Annotated in this window: 13 protein-coding genes; 7 read left to right on the top strand and 6 right to left on the bottom strand. The window is 67.7% G+C overall.

Going from position 1 to position 15,730, the window contains the following annotated elements; genetic code table 11:
• Window position 1 precedes the first annotated feature (1 nt).
• The gene (locus tag HFL01S_RS03095) at window positions 2-1,174 is read right to left on the bottom strand and encodes an MFS transporter (RefSeq protein ID WP_066254677.1); all 1,173 of its coding nucleotides are present in this window, start codon (window positions 1,172-1,174) and stop codon (window positions 2-4) included.
• Window positions 1,167-2,267 (bottom strand): chorismate synthase, encoded by a 1,101-nt coding sequence (aroC, locus tag HFL01S_RS03090; RefSeq protein ID WP_066254487.1) that lies wholly within the window; start codon window positions 2,265-2,267, stop codon window positions 1,167-1,169. The genes HFL01S_RS03095 and aroC overlap by 8 nt, the downstream gene beginning before the upstream one ends.
• Before the next feature lie 110 nt (window positions 2,268-2,377).
• Between aroC and HFL01S_RS03085 the strand changes: the two genes are divergently transcribed.
• Window positions 2,378-2,812: a cupin domain-containing protein gene (locus HFL01S_RS03085; RefSeq protein WP_066254482.1), complete on the top strand. Its 435-nt coding sequence runs from the start codon at window positions 2,378-2,380 to the stop codon at window positions 2,810-2,812.
• On the opposite strand, the gene HFL01S_RS03080 is transcribed toward HFL01S_RS03085, so the two are convergent.
• Complete coding sequence (locus HFL01S_RS03080) at window positions 2,813-3,469, bottom strand: glutathione S-transferase (RefSeq protein WP_066254480.1); 657 nt, start codon at window positions 3,467-3,469, stop codon at window positions 2,813-2,815.
• Between the two features lie 130 nt (window positions 3,470-3,599).
• Between HFL01S_RS03080 and HFL01S_RS03075 the strand changes: the two genes are divergently transcribed.
• Window positions 3,600-4,817 (top strand): polyhydroxyalkanoate depolymerase, encoded by a 1,218-nt coding sequence (locus tag HFL01S_RS03075; protein ID WP_066254477.1) that lies wholly within the window; start codon window positions 3,600-3,602, stop codon window positions 4,815-4,817.
• A 60-nt stretch (window positions 4,818-4,877) separates the two neighbouring features.
• On the opposite strand, the gene HFL01S_RS03070 is transcribed toward HFL01S_RS03075, so the two are convergent.
• Entirely contained in the window at window positions 4,878-5,348 is a 471-nt protein-coding gene (locus HFL01S_RS03070; protein WP_066254475.1) for a CBS domain-containing protein, read from the bottom strand.
• Between the two features lie 120 nt (window positions 5,349-5,468).
• Here HFL01S_RS03070 and HFL01S_RS03065 point away from each other — a divergent pair, with 120 nt between their 5' ends.
• From HFL01S_RS03065 to HFL01S_RS03055, 3 genes are all read left to right on the top strand, one after another.
• Window positions 5,469-6,779: an O-acetylhomoserine aminocarboxypropyltransferase gene (locus HFL01S_RS03065; RefSeq protein WP_066254472.1), complete on the top strand. Its 1,311-nt coding sequence runs from the start codon at window positions 5,469-5,471 to the stop codon at window positions 6,777-6,779.
• Between the two features lie 2 nt (window positions 6,780-6,781).
• Window positions 6,782-7,600 carry an alpha/beta fold hydrolase gene (locus HFL01S_RS03060; protein WP_066254470.1) on the top strand — a complete coding sequence of 273 codons (819 nt, stop codon included), beginning with the start codon at window positions 6,782-6,784 and terminating at the stop codon, window positions 7,598-7,600.
• A 270-nt stretch (window positions 7,601-7,870) separates the two neighbouring features.
• Entirely contained in the window at window positions 7,871-11,083 is a 3,213-nt protein-coding gene (locus HFL01S_RS03055; RefSeq protein WP_169802304.1) for a ligand-binding sensor domain-containing protein, read from the top strand.
• On the opposite strand, the gene HFL01S_RS25350 is transcribed toward HFL01S_RS03055, so the two are convergent.
• A complete protein-coding gene (locus HFL01S_RS25350; RefSeq protein ID WP_066254464.1) occupies window positions 11,067-11,435 on the bottom strand; it encodes a DUF2917 domain-containing protein in 369 nt (122 codons plus the stop codon). The genes HFL01S_RS03055 and HFL01S_RS25350 overlap by 17 nt on opposite strands.
• Before the next feature lie 195 nt (window positions 11,436-11,630).
• On the opposite strand from HFL01S_RS25350, the gene HFL01S_RS03045 reads away from it, so the two are divergent.
• Together HFL01S_RS03045 and HFL01S_RS03040 are read left to right on the top strand one after the other, a co-directional pair.
• On the top strand, window positions 11,631-13,130 hold the full coding sequence (locus HFL01S_RS03045; RefSeq protein WP_084383064.1) for an aminotransferase-like domain-containing protein: 1,500 nt from the start codon (window positions 11,631-11,633) through the stop codon (window positions 13,128-13,130).
• Between the two features lie 32 nt (window positions 13,131-13,162).
• Window positions 13,163-14,452 (top strand): cytochrome P450, encoded by a 1,290-nt coding sequence (locus tag HFL01S_RS03040; protein WP_157538745.1) that lies wholly within the window; start codon window positions 13,163-13,165, stop codon window positions 14,450-14,452.
• Here HFL01S_RS03040 and HFL01S_RS03035 read toward each other — a convergent pair whose 3' ends face one another.
• The gene (locus HFL01S_RS03035; protein ID WP_066254462.1) at window positions 14,453-15,685 is read right to left on the bottom strand and encodes a YihY family inner membrane protein; all 1,233 of its coding nucleotides are present in this window, start codon (window positions 15,683-15,685) and stop codon (window positions 14,453-14,455) included.
• Between the last annotated feature and the right edge of the window lie 45 nt (window positions 15,686-15,730).

The raw sequence follows: 15,730 nt of genomic DNA, 5'->3' as shown, positions 1-15,730 counted from the left end.
ATCACCGTGGCGGCCGCTCCAGCGTCCGCAGGCGCCAGGCGCACAGCGTGGCCACCCCGGCCAGCGCACCCGCCAGCCAGAACACGCTGGCTAGCCCGAGCGCCGACGACAGCACGCCGCCGCCCAGCCCGCCGATCACACCCGGCAGGCCGTAGCCGATCACGGTGTACAGCGCCTGGCCCCGCCCGCGCAACCGGCCGGGAAAGTGGTGCGAAATCAGCGCGATGCAGACCGTGTGGTGGGCCGCGAAGGTGATGGCGTGCAGCGCCTGTGCGGCCAGCAGCAGCGGCCAGGCCTGCGGCAGCCCGGCGGTCATCCCCATGCGCAGCGCCATCAGCGCCGAGGCCAGCACCAGCCAGCCGGTGAGCGACAGCTTCGGCAGCCAGCGCCCCTGGGTGAAGAACCAGCCGATCTCGATCAGCACCGACACCGCCCAGAGCAGACCGATCACCGTCTTGCTGTAGCCCAGGCTGTCGAGGTAGAGCGAGAAAAAGACGTAGATGGCGATGTGCGCCAGGATGTGGAAGAACACCGACGCGAAGAACCAGCGCACCGCGGGTTGCCTGAGCAGCGGCCAGATGGCGGGGTGGTCGTCCTCGTGGTGCGCTGCCTCCTTGTGGTCGGGCAGCCACCAGACGCTGGCCACCACCGCCACCAGGGTCAGCAGTGTCCAGGCCGGGAAGTGGTTCAGACCGAAGTGCTCGAACCACCAGCCTGCGACCATGACCGTGAGCAGAAAACCCAGGGAGCCCCAGAGCCGCACGCGGCCATAGCGCCTGGCGTCGAACGCCCCGCCCTGGCTGACCAGGTGGGCCAGCGCTGCCTCGCTCATGGGCATCATGGCGCTGGTGTGGGTGAACATCAGCAGCAGCACTACGAACAGGGCCACCGGCCCGAGCTGGAACCACAGCGCCAGCGAGAAGATGAGCGCCGCGGTGGCGCCGTAGCGCAGCAGCTTGACGCGCTCACCCGTGCGATCCGACAGCGTGCCCCAGGCGTAGGGCGCGAACAGGCGCGTGGCCGACTGCACCGAGGTCAGCACGCTGATGGCCAGCAGCCCGAACCCCAGGTCCTTCAGCCAGAGCGGCAGGTAGGGGTTGAAGAAGCCGATGTGCGCGAAGTAGCTCGCGGACAGGGCAGCGAAGGGCAGCAGCTGTCTTCTTTGCTCAGGCACGTCCGGCCGCGGCAATGTCCGGTGTGTCCACGTGCACGTCGCCACACTGCGCGCGGTGGCGCAGCGCGTGGTCCATCACCACCAGGGCCAGCAGCGCTTCCATGATGGGCGCGGCGCGGATGCCGACGCAGGGGTCGTGGCGCCCCTTGGTGATGACCTCGGTCGGCTGGCCGGCCACGTCGATGGAATCGCGCGGCACCAGGATGGAGCTGGTGGGCTTGATGGCGATGGACACATCCAGGTCCTGCCCGGTGCTGATGCCGCCGAGCACGCCGCCGGCCCTGTTGCCGACAAAGCCTTGCGGGGTCAGCGAGTCGCCGTGAGTGGAGCCCTTGTCGGCCACCGAGGCAAAACCGGCGCCGATCTCCACGCCCTTGACCGCATTCAGGCCCATCATGGCGTAGGCGATGTCGGCATCCAGCTTGTCGTACAGCGGCTGGCCCAGGCCCACTGGCATGTTCTTCGCGACCACGCGCAAGCGGGCGCCGCAGGAATCGCCGCTCTTGCGCAGCGCGTTCATGTAGTCCTCCAGCGCCGACACATCGGCCACCGGGGCGAAGAACGGGTTATTCGGCACATGGTCCCAGCTCTCGAAGCCGATCTGCACTTCGCCGATCTGGGTCATGCAGGCATGGAAGGTGGTGCCGAACTTTTCCTTGAGCCACTTCCTGGCCACCGCGCCGGCCGCCACCGTGGGCGCCGTCAGGCGGGCCGAGCTGCGACCACCGCCGCGCGGGTCGCGCACGCCGTATTTCTGCCAGTAGGCGTAGTCGGCGTGGCCGGGGCGGAAGGTCTGCAGGATGTTGCCGTAGTCCTTGCTGCGCTGATCGGTGTTGCGGATCAGCAGCGCAATCGGCGTGCCGGTGGTCTGGCCCTCGTACACACCGCTGAGGATTTCGACGGCGTCGGGCTCGTTGCGCTGGGTCACGAACTTGCTGGTGCCGGGACGGCGGCGGTCCAGGTCGTGCTGGATGTCGGCTTCGGTCAGCGACATGCCCGGCGGGCAGCCGTCGATCACGCAGCCGATGGCCGGGCCGTGGGATTCACCGAAGTTGGTGACGCAAAACAGGGTGCCGAAAGTGTTGCCGCTCATGGGTGGGGATTATCCCCGAGGGCCCGCCGGGCTTTGGCGCGCTTCGTGCATCGCAGCCAACACCCCCACCCCGCGGCCCCAGGCTGCCCCAAAACCGAAAGGAGCGCACCATGCTGGACAAGACAGGCACCCTCTTCTCGCACGTCAAACCCACGGACACCCAGTTCCAGGGCGGCGGCCTGCGCGACTTCTTTCTCTACCGCGACCTCGGCGTGGCCCAGGCGACGCACGGCAAGGTGATCGCGCACCTGGTGAAGGCCAACCTGCCGCCGGAGAGCAGCGGCGGCACCGGCTGGCACCGCCACGAGGCCGACTTCCAGATCGTCATCATGACCAAGGGCTGGGCCAAGTTCATGTACGAGGACCAGGTGACCCTGGTCGAGGCCGGCGACGTGGTGCACCAGCGCCCGGGCATCCGCCACTACCTGTTCGACTACTCGCCCGACATGGAGTACCTGGAGATCGTCTCCCCGGCCGACTTCAAGACGGTGGACGTGGACCCGGTCTGCGACATCCCGGAACCAGCAACCTGGACCGAACCCTGATCAGAACTCGGCATCCAGTTCGTCGATCTCGTCGGGTTCTTCCTCGGCGGCCTTCACCCACTCCTGCATCGCCGGCAAGGCCATGATGGTTTCGCAGTAGGCGACGCAGGGCAGGTCGATGGCCACGTCGTAGGTGATGAAGCGCGTCACCACCGGCGCGAACATGGCGTCGGCGATGCAGGGCTTGTCGCCGAACAGGTAGGGGCCGCCGTAGGTGTCCAGGCACTCGTTCCAGATCGCCTCGATGCGGTCGATATCGGCCTGCGCCCGCGACCAGACCTTGAAGCCCGGAAAGTGGGCCTTGATGTTCATGGGCAGCGAGCTGCGCAGAGCCGAGAAGCCCGAGTGCATCTCGCCGCAGATCGCGCGGCAGTGCGCGCGCGCCTTGCGGTCGGCCGGCAGCAGGCCTGCCTTGGGCTTGATTTCGTGGAGGTACTCGCCGATGGCCAGCGTGTCCCAGACGTGGATACCGTCGTGGTCCAGTGAGGGCACGCGCATGGACGCCGACAGCAGCAGCATCTCGGCCTTCATCGCCGGGTCGTCGGGCGGGATCACGTGCTCGTCGAAATCGAGCTTCGCCAGCCTGCACATGAGCCAGCCGCGCAAGGCCCAGGCGCCGTAGTTCTTGCTGCTGATCGTGAGTACCGCTTTGGCCATGTCGAACTCCTCTGTGCACCGCGGTCTCGCAAGCCCTGTGCCATGGGCAGGTGCCCAGGGCGCACCGGCGCGGTGCAATCCGGTCTGGCCCGGGAATTGCCTTTGGGAACCCATCCCACAAGGAACCACCATGCTCTACCAGGCCTATCAGCTCCAGACCGATCTGGGTTCCCCGCTGCGCCTGATGGCCCAGCACCTGAGCGCCACCCTCTGGCTGCAGCGGACGGAGCGCAGCCTGCTGCGGCAGGTGTCCGCCGCGTGCGACGTGATCTCCCGCCTGCGCCTGACCCACACCCGGCCTGCCTACGGCATCGACACCGTGCAGATCGGCGAACGCAGCGTGCCCGTGATCGAGGAAAACATGCTCAAGCTGCCCTTCGGCAGCCTGCTGCGGTTCCGCAGGGACGACCCCACGCTGCCCGAACAGCCCAAGGTGTTGCTGGTCGCGCCGCTGTCGGGCCACTTCGCCACCCTGCTGCGCGAGACGGCGCGCACCCTGCTGCAGGACCACGAGGTCTGGATCACCGACTGGCACAACGCGCGCGACGTGTCGCTGCGCCACGGAGCCTTCGGTCTAGACGACTACATCACCTACATGATCCGTTTCACCGAAGCGGTGGGCGAAGGGGCTCACGTGGTCGCTGTGTGCCAGCCCTGCGTGGCGGCCCTGGCCGCCACCGCCGTGATGGCCGAGGACGACCACCCAGCGACGCCTCGCAGCCTCACGCTCATGGCCGGACCGGTGGACTGCCGCGTCAACCCGACCGAGGTCAACCGCCTGGCCACCAGCAAACCCATCGAATGGTTCGAGAAGAACCTGATCAGCCACGTGCCGCTGCCGCACAAGGGCGTGATGCGCCGCGTCTACCCGGGCTTCGTGCAGCTCTCGGCCTTCATGAGCATGAACCTGGAGCGCCACCAGCAGTCGTTCCGCCACCTCTACGAGCACCTGGTCGAAGGCCGCACCGAAGAAGCGCGCACGATCCAGACCTTCTACGACGAGTACCTGGCGGTCAACGACCTGCCGGCCGAGTTCTACCTGGAGACGGTGGAGAAAGTGTTCCAGACCTACGACCTAGCGGTGGGCGCGCTGCAGTACCGGGGCCGCACCGTGAACCCGGCCGCCATCCGCCGCACCGCGCTGATGACCGTGGAAGGCGAGCGCGACGACATCTGCTCGGTCGGCCAGACCGTGGCCGCGCAGGACCTCTGCCCCAACATCCGGCCCTACCTCAAGACCCACCACATCCAGACCGGCGTGGGCCACTACGGCGTGTTCAGCGGCCGCAAGTGGAACCAGCAGATCTACCCAAGGGTGCGGGAACATATTCACGCCGCCCAAGGCTGAACCTGGCCCGCAAACACAAACGCCCCGACCAGCGGGGCGTTTTGCATGAAAAGAGCCTGATCAGGGGAAGTTCGGCTCGCTCTTGCCTTCGGACTCTTCCTCCGGCCAGTCGCGGATGTAGGCCTTGAGCATCTTGTTCTCGAAATTCTGCGCGTCCACCACGGCCTTGGCCACGTCGTAGAAGCTGATCACGCCCATGAGCATTCGGTTCTCGATCACCGGCATGTAGCGGGCGTGGCGGTCGAGCATCATGCGGCGGACCTCGTCCATCTCGGTGGCCATGGTGCAGGTCAGCGGGCCGGGGTCCATGGCGCGGTAGACGGTGGTGCCGCCCAGCTGGCCGCCGTTCTTGACCAGCGTCTTGATGACCTCGCGGAAGGTGAGCATCCCGACGACCAGTCCGTTGGACATCACGACCAGCGATCCGATGTCCTTCTCGTCCATGAGCTTGATGGCATCGGCCAGGCTGTCCTCGGGTGTGACGGTGTACAGGGCGTTGCCCTTGACGCGCAGGATGTCGCTGACCTTCATGGCACTTCTCCTCGGGATGGATGCTGTCGCCGGCTGAGCAGGCGTGGGAACGAATATAGCCCACAATCTGCGCGAACAACATACCGGGTTCGCCCGGACGCGACCTTCGGAGACACACGCATGCCCGGATATTCCGACCCCGGCTTCGACACCCTGGCGCTGCACGCCGGTGCCACCCCCGACCCGACCACCGGCGCCCGCGCCGTGCCCATCCACCTGACGACCTCGTTCGTCTTCGAGTCCAGCGACCACGCCGCCGCCCTGTTCAACCTCGAGCGTGCCGGCCACGTCTACAGCCGCATCAGCAACCCGACCAACGCGGTGTTCGAGCAGCGCATGGCGGCGCTCGAAGGCGGCATTGGCGCCATTTCGGTGGCCAGCGGCCAGGCGGCGCTGCACCTGAGCATCGCCACGCTCATGGGCGCCGGCTCGCACATCGTCGCCAGCACCGCGCTCTACGGTGGCAGCCAGAACCTGCTGCACTACACGCTGCGCCGCTTCGGCATTGAAACGACCTTCGTGAAGCCGGGCGACATCGACGGCTGGAAAGCCGCCGTGCGGCCCAACACCAAGCTGTTCTTCGGCGAAACCGTGGGCAACCCGGGCCTGGACGTGCTGGACATGCCGACCGTGGCGCAGATCGCGCACGAGGCACAGGTGCCGCTGCTGGTGGACAGCACGCTGACCACACCCTACCTCGTCAAACCTTTCGAGCACGGCGCCGATCTGGTCTACCACTCGGCCACCAAGTTCCTCAGTGGCCACGGCACCGTCATCGGTGGCGTGGTGGTCGATGCGGGCAGTTTCGACTGGGACGCCTCGGGCAAATTCCCGGAACTGACCGAGCCCTACGACGGCTTTCACGGCATGACCTTCAGCGAAGAAAGCACCGTGGGCGCCTTCCTGCTGCGCGCGCGCCGCGAAGGACTGCGCGACTTCGGCGCCTGCCTGAGCCCGCACAGCGCCTGGCTGATCCTGCAGGGGCTGGAGACGCTGTCGCTGCGGATGGATCGCCACATGGGCAACACCGAGAAGGTGGTTCAGTTCCTCGCCAGCCACCCGATGGTGGGCCGGGTCGGCCACCCGCTGCTCGAATCGCACCCCAGCCACGCGCTGGCGAACAAGCTGCTCAAGCACGGCGCCAAAGGCGCGGGCTCGGTGTTCAGCTTCGACATCAAGGGTTCGCGCGAACAGGGCAAGGCCTTCATCGAAGCGCTCAAGATCTTCAGCCACCTGGCCAACGTGGGCGACTGCCGCTCGCTGGTGATCCACCCGGCCAGCACCACGCACTTCCGCATGAGCGACCAGGCGCTGGCCGGCGCGGGCATCGGCCCCGGCACCATCCGCCTGTCCATCGGGCTGGAGGATGCGGACGACCTGATCGACGACCTCAAGCGCGCCTTGAAGGCTGCAGAGAAAGCGGGAGCCTGACCATGTACCTGCAAGTCAACGGCGCCAGTACCTATTGCTACACCGGCGGCAAGGCCTTCGACCCGGCCAAACCCACCGTCGTTTTCATCCACGGCGTGCTCAACGACCACAGCGTCTGGATCCTGCAGAGCCGCTACCTCGCGAACCACGGCTTCAACGTGCTGGCTGTCGATCTGCCCGGCCACTGCCGCAGCGCCGGCGAAGCGCCCTCCACGGTCGAAGAAGCGGCCGACTTCATCGGCGCCCTGCTCGATACCGCCGGCGTGCAGAAAGCCGCGCTGGTCGGCCACAGCTGGGGTTCGCTGATCGCCATGGAAGCGGCGGCGCGCCTGAAAGATCGCGTGACGCACACGGTGCTGGTGGGCACCGCTTTCCTGATGAAGGTGTCGCCCGCGCTGATCGAAGCCTCGCTCAACGAACCCGAGAAGGCGCTGACCATGGTCAACGTGTTCTCGCGCTCGACGCTGGCCGCGCCGCCCTCGGCGCTGGGCCCGGGCACCTGGGTCTACGGCGCCGGCATGGCGCTGGGCCGGCGCGTGCTGCGCAGCAACCCCAAGGTCAACGTGTTCCACCGCGGCTTTGTGGCCTGCGACCGCTACGCGGGCGGTGAAGCGGCCATGGCCGCCCTCACCTGCCCGGTGCTGTTCCTGCTCGGTGGCGTGGACCAGATGACCCAGCCCAAGGCCGCACAGGGGCTGTTCAAGGCCGCACAGGCAGCGGGCAAGACGGTGCAGGTGGTGACCCTGCCGGTCGGCCACCACCAGATGACCGAAACCCCCGACCTGACCCTGTTCGCCATCCGCGACTTCCTCACACGCTGACGCCGAAAGGGCGCAGACGCAACGCAAACGCACCCGACGGACAGGCTTCGTCCACACCGCAGCGGGAACCGTGACATTTGTCAACCACGGGAAGGCCTGCAATACTGAAGAATGTGTAGCGAAAAGTAAATATCGAAATGCACCTGATTGGCGACAAAAGTGATGAACGCTTGCGCATCCTTGGGAACGCTGATCACGCGATTTCTTGCGGTGCTGGCGCTCGTGGGCTCGGTGGCGACATCAGTCCATGCCCGCGGGGTCCCGGATGTCGTGCAACTGACCGTCGTGCCTGGCAGGGACGCACAGTTCACGGCACTGACAGGCGAATCGGGACTGCCTTCGGGCAATGTGTACGGCATCGCGCAGGACACCCAGGGCTTCCTGTGGTTTGCCACCGGTGACGGCCTGAGCCGCTACGACGGCTATTCCCTGCGGACCTTCCGCTTCGACCGGGACAACCCCAACAGCCTTGCACACAACACCGTCCACGCGATACACGCCGGGGGAGACGGGGTGTTGTGGCTGGGCACCACCGGTGGCGGGGTCGACCGGTTCGACCCCGCCACCGAGACCTTCACGCACTATCGCCACGACCCTTCCAGCCCCACCAGCCTGAGCAGCAACAGCATCTCCAGAAAGGGCCTGCTGGAGGACCCGCAGGGGGTGCTCTGGGTGGCCACCAACGACAGCGGCCTCAACCGGATCGATCTGCGCACAGGTGCCGTGACCTACTTCCGCCACGACCCGCAGAACGCCAACAGCCTGGGCAGCAACAACCTCGAAAGCGTCTACCAGGATTCGGAACAGATGCTCTGGATCGGCACGGCGGACGCAGGACTGAACCGGCTGGACCCGGCCACGGGCCGGATCACCCGGTACACCGCTCAACCCGAAGACCCGCACTCGCTGCCCAACCCGCGCGTGCACGCGGTCCACGAAGACCGGGCCGGAAGGTTCTGGGTGTTGACCAGCGGGGGCCTGGCCTCGCTGGATCGCCAGACCGGTCGTGTCACACGACATCCCATCGCGAACGGTCTGCGGGACGCGGCCAGTCTCAACGCGATCAAGGACCTCCATGAGGATGCACACGGCGTCCTCTGGCTGGGCACGGAAGGCGCGGGGGTCTTGAAACTGGACCTGGCCCTGGGTCAGGTCATCCAGTACAGGAACGACCCCAGCAACCCGCACAGCCTGCGCAACAACTTCATCAGCTCGTTCTGGCAAGACCCGTCCGGAACGCTGTGGATGGCCACCCTGGGCGGCGGCGCGAACAAGCTATCCACACGGCCGCCCAAGTTCGCCCGCTACCGGCACGGGCCAGACGCCAACAGTGTGGCAGACAACTTCATCCTCTCTGTCTTCGAAGACCGCAACGGCATCGTGTGGATCGGCAACGACCGGACCCTCAACCGATGGGATCGAGGGGCCAACACGTGGCGAACCTATCGCAACGACCCGAACGATCCGGCCAGCATCTCCAACGGGTCGGTGACGGCCACGCAGGAAGACCCGGATGGCACGCTCTGGTTCGGCACCTACAACGGCGGGCTGAACCGCTTCGATCCCGCCACCCAGCGGTTCAAGGCCTACAGGGCGTCCGCGGACAACCCCCAGGCCCTCAGCGACGACATCATCCGTGCGCTCTACCGCGACACCAGCGGCGTCCTCTGGGCGGGCGGATGGAACAACGGGCTGAACCGCTTTGACCGTGCGACGGAAACGTTCCGGCAGTACCGGCACGAGCCGGGCAACCCGGGCAGCCTCGGCGGCGGTTCGGTCACCGACATCTACGAGGACCGCGCACGCACCTTGTGGGTGGGCACGGAAGGTGGCGGTCTCAACCGTTTCGATGCGGCCACGGAGACCTTCACCCGGTACCGGAGCAATCCGAAGGACCTGTCCAGCCTGCCCGACGACGCCGTGCGGGTGCTGCACGAAGACCAGGCGGGCCGGTTCTGGGTGGGCACCACCGGCGGCCTGTGTGCCTTCGACCGCGCCCGTGGCATCTGCACAAGCGTCTACACGCAGAAGGAGGGACTTCCGAACAACACCATCGAAGGCCTCCTGGAGGACGGGCAGGGCCACCTCTGGATCAGCACCAACAACGGTCTCGCCCGCTTCAACCCCGAGACGAAGACGTTCCGGAACTACGACGTGCTCGATGGCCTGCAGAGCAACGAGTTCAACGTCTTCACCGCCTTCCACAAGAGCGCCCGCACCGGGGAGATGTACTTCGGCGGCATCAACGGCTTCAACGTCTTCGACCCCGCCCGCATGGAGGACAACCCGTTCGTGCCGCCGGTGCTGCTCACCGATTTCCGGCTGTTCGGCAAGTCTGTGCCGGTCGGTGGCGAGCCGGCGGTGCTGGAGAAGAACATCAACCGGGTGTCCTCGCTGACCCTGCCCCATTTCCAGAACAGCCTCTCGTTCGAGTTCGCCGCGCTGAGCTACGTCGCGCCGCCCAAGAACCGGTACCGTTACCGGCTGCTCGGCTTCGAATCCAGCTGGCGCGAGGTCAACAGCAATGAGCGTCTGGCCGTCTACACCAGCCTGCCGCCGGGCAACTACCTGTTCCAGTCGCAGGGATCGAACGAGGACGGCGTGTGGAACACCCTGGGCACCAACCTCACCGTTGTCATCACCCCGCCCTGGTGGAACACCTGGTGGTTCATGGGTCTGGTGGTGGTGTTTCTCGCGGGCCTGGTGTACGGCGTTGACCGGCTTCGCATGCGCCGCATCCGGCGCTACAACCAGCAACTGGAGCGGCAGGTGTGCGAACGGACCGCAGAACTGGCCGCCAAGAACAAGGAGCTGGAGGCCTTCTCCTCGTCGGTCTCGCACGACCTGCGGGCGCCGCTGCGCCACATCGACGGCTACCTCACGCTGCTGCGCGACAGCGCCGGCCCCACGCTCGGTGAGGAAGACCACCGGTACGTCGACATGATTGCCCGAGCGACCCGCCGCATGGGCACGCTGATCGACGATCTGCTCTCGTTCTCGCGGGCGGGAAGCGCGCAGATGAGTCGCTCTGCGGTCGACCTGGAGGCGCTGGTGAACGACGTGCTTGCGGAGATGGCGCTGGAAACACACGGCCGGGACATCCACTGGGAGATTGCCAAGTTGCCGGTGGTCGAGGGTGACCAGGCGATGCTGCGCGTGGTCCTGGTGAACCTGGTCTCGAACGCCCTGAAGTACACCCGCAAGCGCGAGCGGACGGAGATCACCATCGGCTGTCAGCCCGAGCGGTCCGGTGAAGTGGTGATCTTTGTGCGCGACAACGGCGCGGGCTTCGACATGAAGTACAGCGACAAGCTGTTCGGTGTCTTCCAGCGCCTGCATCGCGTCGAGGACTTCGAAGGCACGGGCGTCGGCCTGGCCACCGTGTTCAGGATCGTGGCCCGGCACGGCGGCCGGGCGTGGGCCGAAGGCGCCATCGACTTCGGCGCCACCTTCTACTTTTCCTTGCCTACGAAGAGCGCCTGACCAGGGCCGGCCCCAGCGCGCCGAGCCTGCGGCCTGCCGACGCCAGGGCGTCCCGCAGCGCCGCCAGGATGCGCGGGCGCGGTGTCGCCGGCACCAGGGACACCAGCAGGTATTCGCTGTAGGCCTCTGGCGCGCCGTCCTGCGGCCTGGGCTCGGCATCGGCGCCGATCACCACCCAGTCCTGCAGCAGATCGACCACCGCGCCCGGGCCCAGGAACAGGTCCTGCGCCATGTTCGGCTGCGTCAGCCAGAGCCGGCCGCTGACCACGCGCAGGCGCATGCCGGCGCTGGCGTGGATCACGCGGGTCTGCAGCGGGAACAGGCGGGTGGCGGAGGGCTGGCTGGTGGACATGTCGGACCTTTCGTGAATGAGGCCCCACTGTCCGGTGTTCCGTCCCATCGCAACAGACACAGGTCGGCAGCAGCATGCCCGCTCAGCACCACACAGATCCGCATCTGTGTGGTCGGCTTGGCACCCAACTGTGCTGGTCGGCGGCAGACCACCGGCGGCGCCGGCCCGCCGGCGCTCGGTTAGCATGGACCGTCCATGCCCGAGCCCTCCCAGCCCCCCGCGCTGCGCCCGGTTCCACCGGTGTCGCCCCCCGACACGCCGCTGTACCAGCAGATCGCGCAGGCCCTGGCACAGCTCATTCATGGGGGCACCCTCAAGGCTGGCCAGCGCCTGCCCTCGGTGCGCGAGACCTCAGTGACACACGGCGTGTCGATCTCCACCGCGCTGCAGGCCTACCGCCAGCTCGAAGAACAGGGTCTGGCGCAGGCGCGCCCCAAGGCCGGCTACTTCGTGCGGCGCCCACAGCGCATCGCCCAGCCCGGCCTGAGCGCGCCGCCGCAGCGCAGCTTTCTGGTCGAGCGGCAGACCCGTTCCGAGGGCTTCGCCATGCTGCACCAGCCGGGCGACCGCGCCAGCTTCGGCGGCTTCGCGCCCGAACAGAGCACGCTGTTCGACGAAGAGCGCCTGCGCGTCGCCATCGGCCGCGCCTCGCGCGTGCACCGCCACAGCCTGACCGAATACAACAAGGCCGACGCCGGCCGCCCCGCCCTGCGCCAGGCCGTCGCGCGGCGCGCGCTGCACCTGGGCTGCGCGCTGGACGCGGCGCACATCGTCATCACCGCCAGCTGCACCCAGGCCGTCAGCCTTTGCCTGCGCGCCGTGACCCAGCCCGGCGACGTGGTGGCGCTGGAGTCGCCCACCTTCTTCGGCTACCTCGACCTGATCGAGTCGCTGGGCCTGCGCGTGCTGGAGATCCCCACGCACCCCGCCACCGGCCTGTCCCTGCCCGCGCTCGAACTCGCGCTGGACACGCAGCCGGTCAAGGCCGTGCTGGCCGCGCCCACGCTGTCCAACCCGCTGGGTTCGGTGATGCCGATCAGCGCCAAACAGAAGCTGGTGAAGCTGCTGGCGCAGCGGCGGGTGCCGCTGATCGAGGATGTGGTGTTCAACGACCTGCTGGCCGGCGACGAGCGCCGCAAAGCCGCCAAGTCCTTCGACACCGACGGCAACGTCATGGTCTGCGGTTCGTTTGCCAAGACGCTCACACCCGGCATCCGCCTGGGCTGGGTCGAGGCAGGCCGCTGGCGCGACAGCGTGGCCTCGCACAAGCGGCTGCAGGGTGCGGCCACGCCGGTGGTGCTGGAGGAAGCCCTGGCCGACCTGCTGAGCCAGGGCAGCTACGAGGCCCACCTGCGGCGCCTGACCACCTACATGAACCAGCGCCGCAACGAGGCGCGCCGCCTGATCGCGCACCACTTCCCGCCGGGCACCAAGGTGAGCAACCCGCCGTCGGGCGACACGCTCTGGCTGGAGCTGGCGCCCGACCTGTCGGCCATGGAACTGTTCCAGCGCTGCGCCGCCGAAGGCATCACCTTCGGCCCCGGCGGGTTCTTCACCGCCACCGACCGCTACCGGAACTGCCTGCGCCTGAACTTCTCCGGTCCCTGGACCACGCTGGAGATGCAGGCGGTGGCGCGCATCGGCGAGATCGCGCGGCAGATGCTGCAGGAAAACCCCGAGAAGAAGCGCGCCTGAGCGCGGCGCGGCGGCGCCAGAATGGCCGCACCATGATCCAGCCGCAACAGATCACCCCGCCCATGAGCGCCGAGCGCGCGCGCGAGATCACCGCAACGTTCGACCTGCGCGCCCTGCCCGCCGACTTCCTGGCCAATCCGTTCCCGGTCTACGCCCTGCTGCGCGAACACGAGCCGGTGCGGCGCATGCCCGATGATTCGCTCTTCCTCACGCGCCACGCCGATTTGATGGCGGTGTACCGCGACGCCGCGGTGTTCAGCTCCGACAAGCACGTCGAGTTCGCGCCCAAGTACGGCGTGGACTCGCCGCTGTACGAGCACCACACCACCAGCCTGGTGTTCAACGACCCACCGCTGCACACGCGGGTGCGCAAGCTGATCATGGGCGCCCTTACCCGCCGCGCGATTGCCGACATGGAACCGGGCCTGGTGACCCTGGTCGACCAGCTGCTCGACCGCATCGAGGCGCAGGGTGGCGGTGATCTGGTCGAGGACTTCGCCTCCGCGATCCCGGTCGAGATCATCGGCAACCTGCTGGGCGTTCCGCACGCCGACCGCGGCCCGCTGCGCGACTGGTCGCTGGCCATCCTCGGCGCGCTTGAACCCGTGCCCACGCCCGAACAGCACGCGGCCGGCAACCGCAGCGTGACCGAAATGCTGGCCTACCTGCGCACGCTGGTGGCCGAGCGGCGCCAGACCCCGGGTGACCCGGAGCGCGACGTGCTCACGCGCCTGATCCAGGGCGAGGCCAGTGGCGAGAAGCTCAGCGAGGTCGAGCTGCTGCAGAACTGCATCTTCCTGCTCAACGCCGGCCACGAAACCACCACCAACCTGATCGGCAACGGCCTGATCCTGATGCAGGAGTTCCCGGCCCAGCGCGAACAGCTGCTGGCCGACCTGCTCGCGACGGGCACCAACGAGGCGGCCCGGGAACAGGTGCTGACGCTGGCGGTGGACGAATGCCTGCGCTTCGAGTCGTCCAACCAGCTGGGCAACCGGCGTGCGCTGACGGCGGCCACGGTGGGCGGCGAGGTGCTGGACGCCGGCGCACTGGTCACCCTGTGCATCGGCGCCGCCAACCGCGACCCCGCGGTGTACGAGCACCCCGAAACCCTGAACCTGCGCCGCGAGGGCAACAAACACCTGGCGTTCGGCTTCGGCATCCACCAGTGCGCGGGCCTGAGCCTGGCGCGGCTCGAAGGCCGCATCGCCATCGGGCGCTTCCTGGACCGCTTTCCACGCTTTGAACTCAGCGCGCCACCGGTGCGCGGTGGGCGGGCGCGGTTCCGGGGGTTCCTGTCGGCGCTTTTCAGCGCAGGTTGATCAAGGCACCGACGGCGCCGCCAGCGCCTGCGCCACCGTCATGTTCCGCAGCCCGCTGACCGCCCAGAAGGCCTCGGTGCTGGGCGAATCGGGCAGCAGCAGGCGCTGGGCCAGCGGGGCCACCGGCAGATTGGCCGGGTCCTGCAGCAGCACGTAACGTTCGTCCTCTTCATCCAGCCGGCCCAGCCAGTCGAGCGCCACCAGCGCGCCGATCGGCTCCTCCAGGTGCAGCGGATCGACCTGCAGCGCCTGGGCCAGCGCGTCGAGGCTCAAGCCACGCGCTGGCGCCTCGCGCACCAGCTGCAGCTGCACCAGCGTCTCCAGCGCCAGCTGGAAGCGCCAGCCCGGGTAGTTGCCGCGCCGGGCGATGCCCGAAAGCAGGCTGGGCAGGTAGGCCGCGACCACCGCGCCCAGCAGCACGATCACCCAGGCCACGTAGAACCAGACCAGCAGGATGGGCACGGTGGCGAAGGTGCCGTAGACCACCGAGTAGGTCGGCACCTGGCCCAGGTACCAGGCCAGCACGCCCTTGGCGAGCTCCAGCGCACCCGCGGTGAACAGGCCACCCACCAGCGCGTGCGACCAGCGCACCTTGGTGTTGGGAACGAAGCGGTAGAGCGCGGCCATGCCGCCGGTCATCAGCACAAACTGCAGCGAGTCGAGCAGCACGCGCACACTGCCCGAGCGAGTCACGCCGGTGCTGGTGACGGCGTAGGAGGTGGCGGTCAGGCTGGCGGCCAGCAGCAGCGGGCCCAGGGTGAGCACGGCCCAGTAGACCAGCACACGCTGTGTCAGCGGCCGCGAGGTGCGCACGCGCCAGATGTCGTTGAGCTTGCGGTCGATGGTGAGGATCAGCGCCAGCGCAGTGCCCAGCAGGATCAGCGCCCCCACCCAGCCGATCTGCCCGGCCTTGGCCGCGAACTGGTTGAGGTAGCTCAGCACCTGCTTGGCGATGTTGTCGGGCACCAGGCTCTCGACCAGCCAGCGCTGCAGCGTGATCTGCAACCGGCCGAACATGGGGAAGGCGCTGAAGATGGCCAGCGCCACCGTGAACAGCGGCACCAGCGAGATGGTGGTGGTGAAGGTGAGGCTGGACGCGGTCACGCCCAGCCGGTCTTCGCGGAAGCGCTCGCGCAGGGTCAGCGCGGTGGTGCGCCAGGGGAAACGCAGCAGGTTCTGCCACAGCTCGGCGAGCAGGGTCTGGGCGTCGGCAAGGCGCTCGGAAACAGTCATCCCGGTATCATGCCACCCGCCATGACAGACCCGCACTCCCTCTCT

Source organism: Hydrogenophaga flava NBRC 102514, assembly GCF_001571145.1.
GTDB lineage: Bacteria > Pseudomonadota > Gammaproteobacteria > Burkholderiales > Burkholderiaceae_C > Hydrogenophaga > Hydrogenophaga flava.
This window is presented reverse-complemented; position numbering and strand designations above follow the sequence as displayed.

Coding starts and splice junctions, on each gene's coding strand:
- aroC (WP_066254487.1), bottom strand. CDS start 2,267: ATGAGCGGCAACACTTTCGGCACCCTGTTTTGCGTCACCAACTTCGGT.
- HFL01S_RS03085 (WP_066254482.1), top strand. CDS start 2,378: ATGCTGGACAAGACAGGCACCCTCTTCTCGCACGTCAAACCCACGGAC.
- HFL01S_RS03080 (WP_066254480.1), bottom strand. CDS start 3,469: ATGGCCAAAGCGGTACTCACGATCAGCAGCAAGAACTACGGCGCCTGG.
- HFL01S_RS03075 (WP_066254477.1), top strand. CDS start 3,600: ATGCTCTACCAGGCCTATCAGCTCCAGACCGATCTGGGTTCCCCGCTG.
- HFL01S_RS03070 (WP_066254475.1), bottom strand. CDS start 5,348: ATGAAGGTCAGCGACATCCTGCGCGTCAAGGGCAACGCCCTGTACACC.
- HFL01S_RS03065 (WP_066254472.1), top strand. CDS start 5,469: ATGCCCGGATATTCCGACCCCGGCTTCGACACCCTGGCGCTGCACGCC.
- HFL01S_RS03060 (WP_066254470.1), top strand. CDS start 6,782: ATGTACCTGCAAGTCAACGGCGCCAGTACCTATTGCTACACCGGCGGC.
- HFL01S_RS25350 (WP_066254464.1), bottom strand. CDS start 11,435: ATGTCCACCAGCCAGCCCTCCGCCACCCGCCTGTTCCCGCTGCAGACC.
- HFL01S_RS03045 (WP_084383064.1), top strand. CDS start 11,631: ATGCCCGAGCCCTCCCAGCCCCCCGCGCTGCGCCCGGTTCCACCGGTG.
- HFL01S_RS03040 (WP_157538745.1), top strand. CDS start 13,163: ATGATCCAGCCGCAACAGATCACCCCGCCCATGAGCGCCGAGCGCGCG.
- HFL01S_RS03035 (WP_066254462.1), bottom strand. CDS start 15,685: ATGACTGTTTCCGAGCGCCTTGCCGACGCCCAGACCCTGCTCGCCGAG.